Source organism: Pseudoalteromonas sp. meg-B1 (assembly GCF_003173795.1).
GTDB classification, from domain to species: Bacteria; Pseudomonadota; Gammaproteobacteria; order Enterobacterales; family Alteromonadaceae; genus Pseudoalteromonas; species Pseudoalteromonas undina.
The window spans coordinates 1167840-1179894 of the sequence record NZ_QGQU01000001.1; the positions used below are offsets into that span (position 1 = coordinate 1167840).

General features: G+C 41.3%; 13 protein-coding genes. 6 read left to right on the top strand and 7 right to left on the bottom strand.

Annotated features, from left to right (window positions below):
* Positions 1-642 carry a CPBP family intramembrane glutamic endopeptidase gene (locus DK924_RS05590; RefSeq protein WP_109874550.1) on the bottom strand — a complete coding sequence of 214 codons (642 nt, stop codon included), beginning with the start codon at positions 640-642 and terminating at the stop codon, positions 1-3.
* 231 nt (positions 643-873) lie between these two features.
* Between DK924_RS05590 and DK924_RS05595 the strand changes: the two genes are divergently transcribed.
* Together DK924_RS05595 and DK924_RS05600 are read left to right on the top strand one after the other, a co-directional pair.
* Positions 874-1143 carry an HU family DNA-binding protein gene (locus tag DK924_RS05595; protein WP_010390237.1) on the top strand — a complete coding sequence of 90 codons (270 nt, stop codon included), beginning with the start codon at positions 874-876 and terminating at the stop codon, positions 1141-1143.
* A 222-nt stretch (positions 1144-1365) separates the two neighbouring features.
* The gene (locus DK924_RS05600; protein ID WP_109874551.1) at positions 1366-1944 is read left to right on the top strand and encodes a type 1 glutamine amidotransferase domain-containing protein; all 579 of its coding nucleotides are present in this window, start codon (positions 1366-1368) and stop codon (positions 1942-1944) included.
* A 65-nt stretch (positions 1945-2009) separates the two neighbouring features.
* On the opposite strand, the gene trpA is transcribed toward DK924_RS05600, so the two are convergent.
* From trpA to DK924_RS05630, 6 genes are read right to left on the bottom strand one after another with little or no spacing between them, the layout of a single operon-like run.
* Positions 2010-2831 (bottom strand): tryptophan synthase subunit alpha, encoded by an 822-nt coding sequence (gene trpA / locus DK924_RS05605; protein WP_109874552.1) that lies wholly within the window; start codon positions 2829-2831, stop codon positions 2010-2012.
* Positions 2828-4012 (bottom strand): tryptophan synthase subunit beta, encoded by a 1185-nt coding sequence (trpB, locus tag DK924_RS05610; RefSeq protein ID WP_075169446.1) that lies wholly within the window; start codon positions 4010-4012, stop codon positions 2828-2830. The genes trpA and trpB overlap by 4 nt, the downstream gene beginning before the upstream one ends.
* A 7-nt stretch (positions 4013-4019) precedes the next feature.
* Positions 4020-5384: a bifunctional indole-3-glycerol-phosphate synthase TrpC/phosphoribosylanthranilate isomerase TrpF gene (gene trpCF, locus DK924_RS05615; protein ID WP_109874553.1), complete on the bottom strand. Its 1365-nt coding sequence runs from the start codon at positions 5382-5384 to the stop codon at positions 4020-4022.
* A complete protein-coding gene (gene trpD / locus DK924_RS05620; protein WP_054201045.1) occupies positions 5377-6414 on the bottom strand; it encodes an anthranilate phosphoribosyltransferase in 1038 nt (345 codons plus the stop codon). The genes trpCF and trpD overlap by 8 nt, the downstream gene beginning before the upstream one ends.
* Positions 6415-6424: 10 nt before the next feature.
* On the bottom strand, positions 6425-7027 hold the full coding sequence (locus DK924_RS05625; RefSeq protein WP_109874554.1) for an aminodeoxychorismate/anthranilate synthase component II: 603 nt from the start codon (positions 7025-7027) through the stop codon (positions 6425-6427).
* Position 7028: 1 nt separating this feature from the next.
* Complete coding sequence (locus DK924_RS05630) at positions 7029-8597, bottom strand: anthranilate synthase component 1 (protein WP_109874555.1); 1569 nt, start codon at positions 8595-8597, stop codon at positions 7029-7031.
* A 446-nt stretch (positions 8598-9043) separates the two neighbouring features.
* Here DK924_RS05630 and DK924_RS05635 point away from each other — a divergent pair, with 446 nt between their 5' ends.
* From DK924_RS05635 to DK924_RS05650, 4 genes are all read left to right on the top strand, one after another.
* Entirely contained in the window at positions 9044-9898 is an 855-nt protein-coding gene (locus DK924_RS05635) for a PHP domain-containing protein (RefSeq protein WP_109874556.1), read from the top strand.
* A complete protein-coding gene (locus DK924_RS05640) occupies positions 9895-10515 on the top strand; it encodes an L-threonylcarbamoyladenylate synthase (protein ID WP_109874557.1) in 621 nt (206 codons plus the stop codon). The genes DK924_RS05635 and DK924_RS05640 overlap by 4 nt, the downstream gene beginning before the upstream one ends.
* Positions 10516-10517: 2 nt before the next feature.
* Complete coding sequence (locus DK924_RS05645; protein ID WP_109874558.1) at positions 10518-11357, top strand: ScpA family protein; 840 nt, start codon at positions 10518-10520, stop codon at positions 11355-11357.
* Positions 11358-11503: 146 nt separating this feature from the next.
* Positions 11504-12055 (top strand): cytochrome b, encoded by a 552-nt coding sequence (locus tag DK924_RS05650; protein ID WP_010390221.1) that lies wholly within the window; start codon positions 11504-11506, stop codon positions 12053-12055.

Genomic DNA, 12055 nt, shown 5'->3' on the forward strand with positions numbered 1-12055 from the left:
TTAATTCAGTGCACCAGAGTCTAAATAGTCACCTATCCCTAGGGTAAACATCCATATTCCCCATAAGCTGTGCTCAAGAACACAGGCAAAGGTTGAGCGGCTTTGTGCGTAGGTATATGCAAATAGTAATCCGCCTATAAATGCTAAACTTACTGCAACCCAATTAGCGTAAACAATATGTGCCAGTGCAAATACACTCGCACTTATAATAATGCGTAGCCATTTACTGGGCATAATGCGCTTATAACGATGAAAAAAGTAGGTTCTAAATATTAATTCTTGCGGGATCACCGACAATAAAGGGTAGAGCAGTAATAGCATTAGCCAGTCGGTGAGATTTTCACGAGGTAAAGTAAACCAGTGTCCTTGGTAAAGTAAGTTGTAAAATACCCCCGAAAATAACGCGCCAATAAAGAAAAAGCTAAACATGCGGCGCTTCACAGCAGAAAACTGCCCCAAGCTAGTTAATCTAAAACGTTTAAAGTGGCTGTCGTTTAATAACAGCATACAGCACACACTCATGAGGATGATCAGTGCTGGAATAAGCCAGTTAGATAAGTATTGGCGAATATTAAAGCCAATTAAAGGCAGAATGATAAAAATAAAGGTAAATTCAAACCAGCGGTATTGATTAGCGTTCACGTTTGCTCACGGTGATTTTTATTTCACCTTAGCAAACGATTAAGTCATCTTTATGACTATAAAACAGTCAAGCTGATTATATTTAAACCCAATGAGTCTTACTAAGGCACTTGGCTTCCGGTTAAGGTTGACTTACCCCCTTGCAACCCTTAGCCTGCCTGCTTTTATTTTTACATCATTGTATTGCCACGTTAATAGTTTTAAGCCTAGGCGTGTATTTAGGAGCAAAAAATGAATAAAGCAGAATTGGTTGCAGCTATTGCGGATGCGAGTGAATTAACAAAAAAAGACGCACAAGCTGCGTTAACCAGCTTACAAAAAGTGATTACAAAGTCGCTGTCTGAAGGCGATCAGGTACAAATTTCAGGCTTTGGTACTTTTGCACTTAGTTACTACCCAGCGCGTACTGGTCGTAATCCACAAACTGGTGCAGCGATTGAAATACAAGGGGCTAATAAAGCCGTATTTAAACCAGCAAAAGCGTTAAAAGAGCGCCTTTAATGTATAACTTTAGTGCCTGTAAGTTCGCTTTTCCCCCAAAAGCTACTACGTAGCTTACAGGCTCTTTGCATTATTACCTTTGCCTGTAGTATCTGCAATCAGTGTAAATAATTTACATTACTTGTTTATTACCTTTTATAAAATCTTATTATATTCAGCGTGTTATGTTTGGTATGTGATATGCAAATACTGTTATGTATTGAATGAAATAAGGAGTATTTAATGAGTAACTTACATAACAGTAATCGTTTAAAAGGTAAAAAAATTGCCATTTTAGCCACCGATGGATTTGAGCAAAGCGAGTTACTCTCGCCACAGGCTGCTTTACTTGAGGCGGGCGCCGATATAGATGTTGTTTCTATTAAAGAAGGGCAGATCACCGCATGGGATGAAGACAAGTGGGGTGAAAAAGTTGCTGTTGATAAATTAGCAGCCAATGCAAATGCCGGTGATTACGATGCGCTTTTACTGCCTGGTGGCTTGTTTAATCCCGATAGCTTACGCCAAGACTCGGATGCTAAGGCATTTGTAGATGGTTTTTTTGGAGCAAAGAGAAACAAACCTGTTGCCGCTATTTGCCATGCGCCGTGGTTACTCGCAGAGATTAACAAGCTCAGAGACAAAAAGGTCACCTCATATCCGAGTATTAAAAGTGATTTAATTAATGCCGGTGCTAACTGGGTCGACCAAGAGGTGTGTGTTGATCAAGGCTTAGTGACTAGTCGCAGTCCTGCAGATTTAGACGCGTTTAATGCTAAGTTTATAGAAGAGATTCTTGAGGGTAAGCATCAAGCGCATTAAGTTTGCAGTTTAAATAAAAAAGGGCATGTTACATGCCCTTTTTTAGTGATTAAAAACGCCGTTGATTAAAGCGCTGTTGCGGCTTTCATCTCGGTTACAAATGTTTTTAATTGTGTAGTCATTGCATTTAAATCATGTAGGTTTGCTTCAATGATTTTTACTACTGCAGAACCTGAAATAGCACCCGCAGCACCGGCTTTAAGCGCAGCTTTTACATCATCAGGTGTTGAAATACCAAAGCCTAATAACGCAGGCGCACTGTGGTACTCTTGTAAGCGCGAAACCACGTGTGTTGCAGGCATTTGTGCTTTAGTATCGGTGCCTGTTACCCCTGCACGAGACAGTAAGTAAGTGTAACCGCGACCGTACGATGCGCACTCACGCAACGTATCGTCACTGGCGTTCGGCGTAGCGATAAATATCGGATCAATACCGTTTGCCATGGCGGCTTTTCTAAACATTTTAGACTCGTGTAATGGCACATCAGCCACTAAAATAGAGTCAACGCCTACTGCTTTTGCATCAGTGTAAAACTTTTCTAAGCCACGTTTAAAGATTAAGTTTGAATACAGTAATAAACCAATTGGGATGTCGGCATTGTACTGGCGTATTTCTTTAATAATATCAAAACAATCTTGTGTATTAATGTGCTCATCTAAAGCACGAATATTGGCCTTTTGAATAACAGGGCCGTCGGCAATCGGATCTGAAAACGGAATACCTAGCTCTAATCCATCTGCGCCGCCATCGATTAAGCTTTTAATAATTTCAATGCTTTGCGCTTTCCCCGGATCGCCAATAGTAACAAATGGTACAAATGCGCCTTGGTTTTGCTCTTTTAGTGCTGCAAACATTTGTCCGTAACGGTCAGCTTTTAATTGGCTCATAATTGACCTTCCTCTGATAATACCTTGTGTACGTGGGCTAAATCTTTATCGCCACGGCCACTTAAATTAACCACTAAAATGCTTTCTTCTTGCAACTCTTCCGCATATTTAAGTGCATATGCAATAGCATGGCTTGATTCTAGCGCCGGAATAATACCTTCGTGTTTTGCCAGTGCTTGAAACGCATCAAGAGCTTCGGTATCGCTAATGCCTACATATTGAGCTCGACCAGTTTCGTGTAAAAATGCATGTTGTGGCCCTACAGCAGGGTAATCTAATCCCGCCGATACAGAGTAAGACTCTTCAATTTGGCCATCGTCATTTTGCATAATGTAGGTATAAGTGCCGTGTAAAATACCTTTAGTGCCTTTGCAGATTGTTGCGCCGTGCTCGTGGGTATCAAGGCCTTTACCTGCTGGTTCTACACCAATTAATTTAACACCCGGCTCGTCAATAAAATCAGTAAACATACCAATGGCATTGGAGCCACCACCTACACAAGCTAAAACCGCATCAGGTAGTCGACCTTCCGCTTTAAGAATTTGCTGTTTAGCTTCCTCGCCAATAATTTTTTGATACTCACGTACAATTGTTGGAAAAGGATGAGGGCCCGCGGCTGTACCTAGCAAGTAATGCGCCTCTTGATAGTTTGCTGACCAATCACGCAGAGCTTCGTTAACCGCATCTTTTAATGTGCCCGAACCTGCGGTAACTGGAATAACTTCAGCGCCCATAAGTTTCATTCTAAATACATTAGGCTGTTGGCGTTCAACGTCTTTTGCACCCATGTAAATACGACATTTTAAGCCAAGTAATGCACACGCAAGTGCGGTGGCTACACCGTGTTGGCCAGCACCGGTTTCTGCTATAACTTCTTTTTTACCCATGCGTTTAGTCAGTAATGCTTGACCCAACACCTGATTAGTTTTGTGTGCACCACCGTGGAGTAAATCTTCACGCTTTAAGTAAAGCTTAACTTTAGGGTTTTTAACTAAGTTGCGAGTTAACGTAAGCGGCGTAGGGCGACCTGCATACTCGTTTAAAAGCTGTGTAAATTCAGCTTGAAACTCAGGATCTTTTTGCGCTTTGTTAAATTCGCTTTCTAACTGCTTTAGCGCAGGTACGAGTAACTCGGGAACAAACATTCCGCCAAACTCGCCAAAATAAGCTGGATTTTGCATTTTAACCTCAATAGTTTCTGATGCTTGAAAAAGCATGATTTAATTTTTTTGCGCACTTTTTACCAGGAGACTGCTCTACACCTGAATTTAAATCAAGTCCTAAAGCTCCGTGATAGAGGGCATCGCTAATATTGTCTGGGTTTAAGCCGCCAGCAAGCATAAAGGGGGTGGTCGCATCACGCAGTACCGACCAATCAAATGTTTTACCTGTGCCACCCGCCTGTGAATCACTGTGGGTATCGTATAAATGGCGATCTGCGCCTGCTACGGGTTGTGGTAAAACATCTTTTATTGCCTGTGCTTTCCAAATTTGGCAATTACGTGGTAATTCACTACGTAATGACGCAATGTATTGTTCATCTTCTTGGCCATGTAATTGAACGGCTGATAATTTAAGTTGTTTAGCGTGTTCAGCCACATCAGGTATAGCAGCGTTAACAAATACGCCAACAAATTTTAAAGGCGCACTTTGACTGATTTCTTTAGCGCAATCTAAATCAACAAAGCGGGGGGATTTAGGGTAAAAAATCAGCCCGCCATACACAGCGCCATTGCTATAGGCTGCCATAGCGTCTTGATTGCGGGTTAAGCCGCACACTTTGTTCTCGCCTAATATAACGCGACGACATGCTTGTATTAGATCAGCTTCAGCCATTAATGAGCTGCCAATTAAAAAGCCATTGCATAAAGGGGCTAAGCGTTTTACATCTTGATGGGTGTAAATACCTGACTCAGAAATAACCACTTTATTTTCAGGAATAAGTTTACGTAGTCGTTCTGTGGTGGCTAAGTCGGTGCTTAAGTCGCGTAAATCTCGATTATTAATTCCAATTATTTGTGCATTTAGTGCCAGCGCACGGTGAACTTCTTCTTCGTTACTTACCTCAGTTAATACTGACATATTTAATGAGTCGGCCACTTCATGCAGTGTTTTATATTGCTGATCGTCAAGCACAGATAGCATCAGTAAAATAGCGTCGCCGCCATAAAGACGTGCCATATAAACTTGGTACTCATCAATAAAAAAGTCTTTACAAATAAGCGGCTGTTCAACTTGGCTACGTACAAATTCAAGGTAATCAAAGCTGCCTTGAAAGTACTTTTCGTCAGTTAACACACTCATACAAGTGGCATACTGCTTATACGCTTGGGTGATTTCTGTTAAATCAAAAGGCTGACGAATCAACCCCTTAGAGGGCGACGCTTTTTTGCATTCTAAAATAAACTGCGTACCAGATGCTGCCAGTGCTTTGTAAAAACTACGCTCAGTCGGTTTGGCTTGGTGCTTAAAGCTATCTAGTGGGCGTGCAGCCTTACGCTCGATTAGTTCTATTTTTTTATCAGCAATAATTTTGTCTAATACATTAGCCATGACTTACCTCAATAATTGCATTTAATGTGTCCATGGCCTTGCCTGAACGTAATAAAGAGTGTGTTATTTGTGCACCTTGTTTTAACGACTCTGCTTGGCCGGTTAAGTACAGCAATGCGGCCACATTAACAACAATTGCGGCGTTGTGTGCCTCAGTGCCTTTACCTTGTAAAATAGCAAGGCTGGCGTTTGCATTGTATTGTGGGCCTTCACCGGCTAATTGTTCAAGTGAATAGTTTGCAAGGTCAAAATCACTTGGACTGAGTGTGTACTGAGTAATTTTACCATTATTAAGCTCTACAACCTGTGTTGGGCCATGTAAGGCAATTTCGTCAGTACCAGAGCCGTGCACTATCATAGCGCGTTTAGTGCCTAGAGTATTAAGCGTTTGTGCCATTGGCAGACATAAAGACTCATCGTACACGCCGAGTAATTGCACCTCAGGAGCTGCTGGATTAGCCAGTGGCCCAAGAATATTAAAAATGGTTCGGGTTTTTAAACTGGTACGCACGTTCATCGCATGGCGCACCCCACTGTGATAGTGCGGTGCAAATAAAAAGGTAAAATTTGTGCTCTCTAAACAACGAGCAGCGACCTCTGGGGTCATATCGATATTGATCCCCAGTGCTTTGAGCAAGTCAGCAGACCCAGAATTACTCGACACGCTTCGATTGCCATGTTTTACCATATTAATACCTGCCGCGGCCGCCACAATCGCGGCGGTGGTACTAATATTTATAGTGTTTGAACCATCGCCACCGGTGCCACAGCTATCAGCAAGTAGTGTTTTATTAGTGGTAAATGCAACTGCATTTTCACGCATTGAAGCGGCAGCACCGGCAATCTCATCGCTTACTTCACCTTTCATTTTAAGGCCAATAAGTAACGCAGAGAGTTCAATGTCGCTCATATTGCCTTGCATAATTTGATCAAATAGCGATTTTGCTTGCACGTAACTAAGTGACTGCTTTGTGATAATGTGCTCAATGGCGTGTTGAACATTAAGCGGGCTGTGTAATTGATTAGTCATAATGTTCCTTTTATTTGGCACGTGTTAAATAAGCAACGCTTTGCTGTAGTAGCATTGCGCCGTTGGGCGTTAAAATTGACTCTGGGTGGAATTGATAGCCCAGTGCATTGTCTTGATGATGATAAATAGCCATTGGTATATCTTGGAATTTAGCAATAACGGCTAAGTTATCAGGTACTTTTGTTGCCATTAAAGAGTGATAACGTGCTACTGGCATGGTGCTTCCCATACCGTAAAATACAGGGTGATCATTTAAATTTATAATTGATGACTTACCATGTACGGTTTCACCAGCGTGACCGATTACTCCGCCATAGCTTTGTGTTAGCGCTTGTTGGCCTAAACAAATACCTAGCATTGGAAATTGGCCCTTACACAGGTTAATTAACTCCATAAGGCAGCCTGCATCGCTAGGCGCACCAGGGCCTGGTGATAATACCAGCAGTACTTGTCCAAGCTCTGCCTGCATTTTTTCGAATATGATCTCTGCGCTAATGTTGTTTCGGTAAACTACTAACTCAGCACCTAGCATTGTTAGCTCATCAACAAGGTTGTAGCTAAATGAGTCAAAGTTATCTAAAAAGTAAATTTTAATAGGGTGTGCTTTACTCATTTTATACTGCCTTATACGTCGATTTAATCGCGGTGATCACCGCTTGGGCTTTAGCGCGCGTTTCGTTTGCCTCTGACATTGGATCTGAATCAAATACAACCCCAGCACCGGCTTGCACATACGCAATATTATTTTTAACAAAGGCGGCACGAATAACAATACAGCTGTCCATGGCACCGTCACCGGTTAAATAGCCAACTGCGCCACCATAGCTACCGCGACGTTTGCCTTCAGTTTTGCGCACTAATTCTGCCGCACGGACTTTGGGGGCACCCACTAAGGTACCCATGTTCATACAGGCTTGATAAGCATGCAAAGCATCTAGTTCGGGTTTTAATTTTCCTACTACACGTGATACTAAGTGCATTACTTGTGAATAGCGGTCTACTTTTAATAGTTCTTTGGCATGGCGAGTACCAGGCACGCTAATACGAGCAACGTCGTTACGTGCTAAATCAACCAGCATTAAGTGCTCGGCACGTTCTTTTTGATCGTTTCTGAGCTCAAGTTCAATACGGCTATCTAAATCGGGGTTAATTTTTCCATTTGCAAACTTACCCCGTGGACGAGTACCTGCAATCGGATAAACCTCAACTTGTTGAGACTTAACCTCATACTTAAGCGCAGACTCTGGAGAAGCGCCAAATAATGAGAAATCTTCATCACGCATGTAAAACATGTACGGGCTTGGGTTTTGCTTTTTAAGCTGGCTATAAGCATGTAATGAGTCAGGGCACGGCAATGAGAAAGTACGAGAGGGCACCACTTGAAAAATATCGCCATCAACTATGTGTTGCTTAAGTTTTATCACTTGTTGGCAATATTGCTCATCACTAATATCAACATTTACAGGGCAGTCACCTGTTTGGCTTGGGGCACTAAAGTCTGCGGCGTGGTCGCACAATGTATTAAGGCGCTCTAATTGTTTGCCCACTTCAAAACAGTTTGCGTGAACATCTGGGCCATTAAACACATTACCAATTAACTCGGTTGTTTGTTTTTGATGATCAATAACAACCAGTGTTTCGGCTAAATAAAATACGTAGTCTGGGCAGGTGTTTTCACCGTCAGGCACATCGGATAGTTGTTCAAAGTTAGCTACCATGTCGTAGGCAAATACGCCGCCTAAAAACACTGAGAACGGATTGTCAGTGGTGCTTCTAATACTATTTAAACAAGTGCGTAGTGCACTAAAAGCGTTATCTGCAATCAGTTTGCTAGCTTGGTCAATGGTGTCATCGGCTGGGTGATACTCAAGTGTGAGTGTGGTATCGGTTAACTGTGAAGCGCAGTTTTGTACATTAGCCTGCAAATAGTTAAGTAGTTGTTGGCCGTTGTTTGATTGTGCACTGATGCTCACTTGGTTGCCTTGGCAAACAATACGCAATGCACAATCAACTAGTATTAAGCTTTTTACGCTATCTTTTGAATCTATTTCTGCAGATTCAAGCAATAGTGAGTTAGGTTTATCAAGTGCCGCATACAAGGCAAGTGGGCTACTTATGTAGTCTCGTACTTGCGTTATGCTGGTCACTTCACCTGGTGTTGTTGTTATATGACTAAAAATCAAACCTCATCCCCTAAAAAAATAAAACCCCGCAATGCTAAGCAGTGCGGGGTTTGAATAACGATGTCTAAATTATAGATAGACCATTACCGTCCCGCTATGCCAGGCGCCACCACCAATGATGTGTAAGAGTGTTTACGTTATTCATGTTTTTTTTCCTGTTATTAATCTTGTGTTGCAAAATTTAGCGATAAAAAAACCCGCATGGTAGCGGGTTAGAATTTTTTGTTTAGACACGACAATTCATCACCCTTTGTTTTAAGAGTGCCACCACCAAATGATGTTTTGAATTGTATTTTTCATTGTTATTTATTCTTTAATGTCTAAAAGTGGCTACAGTAAAACGTATCAACTGCTTTTGTGTCAAGTGTTTATTTAAAACAATTTCGTTAAAAAACTTGTTATACTGTGTGAAACACCCTTAAACCATTAATTAAAGTAGTTTTCATTTGATAAAATACGACTTACATAGCCATACAACACACTCAGACGGACATTTAACCGTTGAGGAACTATTAGCGCGAGCAGTCGATAAAAACATTGATGTATTTGCCATTACCGATCACGATACTGTGGCCGCAATTGAGCCTGCGCAGGCTTTTATCAAACGTGAAAACTTGCCGCTTAAACTGATTAATGGGGTTGAAATATCAACCAAATGGGAGAGTTTTGAAATACATATTGTTGGGCTTAACATTGATACCAATGATCGCACTTTGAATACATTACTTAGCGAGCAACAGCAAAAGCGCGAAACCCGTGCAATTGAAATAGGCCATCGATTAACTAAAAATGGCTTTGAGGGTATTTATCAACAAGCCCGCGATCTGGCTGAAAATGCGCAAATTACTCGTGCTCACTTTGCCAGAGCTTTAATTGAGCGAGGTGTGGCTAAAAACTTTCCTGGGGTATTTAAAAAGTACTTAGGGCGAGGAAAAACCGGTTACGTACCGAGTAACTGGTGTGATATGCAAACGGCAATTTCAGCGATTCATTCCGCCGGTGGGGTGGCTGTTTTGGCGCACCCAAGTAGCTACAAAATGTCGAATAAGTGGTTGCGTAAACTACTCGTAGAGTTTAAATCAGTGGGCGGTGATGCAATGGAAGTTGCCCAACCGCAACAGGCCCCGAGTGAGCGTCAGTTTTTAGGCTTGTTGAGTCAAGAATACGACCTGCTTTGCTCTCAAGGCTCTGATTTTCATTTTCCGACTAGTTATTTAGAACTTGGAAAAAATTTATACTTACCTAAAGATTGCCAAGGGGTTTGGCAAACATGGGAAAAGCACGAAGGAGTTGCATTATGAGTCAATTATTTCATATACATCCGGATAACCCACAGCCTAGACTAATTTCTCAAGCTGTTGAAATTATTAAACAGGGCGGCGTAGTTGTGTACCCAACAGATTCGGGATATGCGATTGGCTGTAATTTAGGTAACAAACAAGCAAAAGAGCGCATAGAGCGTATTCGTGGTATTGAAAAACACCATAATTTTACTTTAGTGTGCCGCGATTTATCTGAGCTTTCTACTTATGCTCGGGTAGATAACCAAATGTTCAGGCTGATCAAAAATAATACCCCAGGGCCTTATACGTTTATTTTTAAAGGTACAAAAGAAGTACCTAAACGCTTATTAAACGATAAGAAAAAAACCATAGGCATTCGTGTTATTGAACACCCAATTGCTTGTGCGTTACTTGCGGAATTGGGTGAGCCATTAATGTCATGCTCACTTATTTTACCGGGTGATGAATACACGCAAGCGGACCCCGATGACATTTTGGATCGTCTAGATAAGCATGTCGATTTAATTATTCATGGCGGATACCTCACAGAGCAAGCAACCACGGTAATTGATTTATCAGAGGACGATATTCAAATTTTACGTGTAGGCTGCGGCGATACGGCTCCATTTGAATAGCAATGAAACAGCCTGACACGGTTTCGTTAATACCTACAGATATGCCAGTGCAGCAAAAGCTGCCACTGGCATTTTTGCATGGGAAAGCCGTTGTTGAAAAGCCTGAAGATTTATATATTCCGCCTGATGCGCTTGAAGTTATTTTAGAAACCTTTGAAGGTCCGTTAGATCTGTTGCTTTATTTAATTAAAAAGCACAAGTTAGATGTTCTCGAATTATCTATATTTAGCATTACTGAGCAGTATGTAAAATATGTAGAAATGATGAGTGAGTTTCAGTTAGAACTCGCCGGCGAATATCTCGTAATGGCAGCATTGCTGGCGCAGATTAAGTCGCGGTTGTTACTGCCAGTGCATGAGGAATTAGAAGAAGAGGAAGATCCCCGCGCCGAACTTATAAAACGTCTACAAGAGTACGAACAATTTAAAAAAGCGGCCGAAAATATCGATTCTTTGCCCCGCGTTGGTCGCGATATATTTATCGCCAATGCAACTTTCCCAGAGTTAGAAGAAAAAAACCAACACTTACCTGAACTGGCAATCAAAGATCTATTGTTAGCGCTAAGCGACGTAATGGCGCGTGCTAAAACATTTGAGCATCATTTAATTAGTGCAGAAACCCTGTCAACTCGTGAACGTATGAGTTTAATTTTACACACACTATCCCAAGCAAAAGCACCTGTTGCGTTTACCCAACTGTTTACCTTTGAAGAGGGCCGCAGTGGAGTAGTTGTTAGTTTTATTGCCATGTTAGAACTAATCAAAGAGGGCTTAATTGCTTGCTTACAAGTTGAGTCTGATAGCCAAATATATGTATCTCTTAATGAGCCTGCCGAAAGTTAACCTCCCATAAAGTTTTTTGCAATTATACTAAATTAATAGACTTTACTGTGCGTATACGCACGATAAGTGTTTGCATATGCTATTTTAATCGCCACTCATTCATTATATCGTAGTGTTATTACTAGATTAGAGATTGGCGATAAGCAATGTTTAAAAACTCAAAAACCGGTTATGGCCTGATGGCTATATTTTTACACTGGTTAATGGCGTTGACTGTCTTTGGTTTGTTTGGTTTAGGCTTATACATGGTTGAGCTAACTTACTATGATAGCTGGTATAAAGGCTCATTAGATTTACATAAAAGCATAGGGCTGAGTTTAGCGGCTGTATTTGTTTTTAGACTGTTATGGCGTCGATTTAATGTAAAACCTAGCCCTATTGGGACCAACACTCAATTAAATCAGCTGGCCCAAACCGCACATATTTTAATGTATCTGTTTTTAGTGATTATTATGGTGTCTGGGTATCTAATCTCTACTGCTGATGGGCGACCAATCGAAGTGTTTGGCTTGTTTTATGTCAAAGCCATCGACTTTACCTTTGATTCTCAGGCAGATATAGCAGGGCAGATCCATTATTACAGCGCATGCTTACTGATTGGGTTTGTGGTGCTGCATATTTTAGGTGCGTTAAAACACCACTTTATAGATAAAGATAAAACATTAATTAGAATGATCAAATTACAAAAGGAAGCTTAA

Bases quoted from the DNA above. Each gene is read 5' to 3' on its own strand.
- DK924_RS05595 (WP_010390237.1), top strand. From the start codon at position 874: ATGAATAAAGCAGAATTGGTTGCAGCTATTGCGGATGCGAGTGAATTA.
- DK924_RS05625 (WP_109874554.1), bottom strand. From the start codon at position 7,027: ATGAGTAAAGCACACCCTATTAAAATTTACTTTTTAGATAACTTTGAC.
- trpB (WP_075169446.1), bottom strand. From the start codon at position 4,012: ATGCAAAATCCAGCTTATTTTGGCGAGTTTGGCGGAATGTTTGTTCCC.
- DK924_RS05640 (WP_109874557.1), top strand. From the start codon at position 9,895: ATGAGTCAATTATTTCATATACATCCGGATAACCCACAGCCTAGACTA.
- DK924_RS05600 (WP_109874551.1), top strand. From the start codon at position 1,366: ATGAGTAACTTACATAACAGTAATCGTTTAAAAGGTAAAAAAATTGCC.
- trpD (WP_054201045.1), bottom strand. From the start codon at position 6,414: ATGACTAATCAATTACACAGCCCGCTTAATGTTCAACACGCCATTGAG.
- DK924_RS05645 (WP_109874558.1), top strand. From the start codon at position 10,518: ATGAAACAGCCTGACACGGTTTCGTTAATACCTACAGATATGCCAGTG.
- DK924_RS05650 (WP_010390221.1), top strand. From the start codon at position 11,504: ATGTTTAAAAACTCAAAAACCGGTTATGGCCTGATGGCTATATTTTTA.
- trpCF (WP_109874553.1), bottom strand. From the start codon at position 5,384: ATGGCTAATGTATTAGACAAAATTATTGCTGATAAAAAAATAGAACTA.
- trpA (WP_109874552.1), bottom strand. From the start codon at position 2,831: ATGAGCCAATTAAAAGCTGACCGTTACGGACAAATGTTTGCAGCACTA.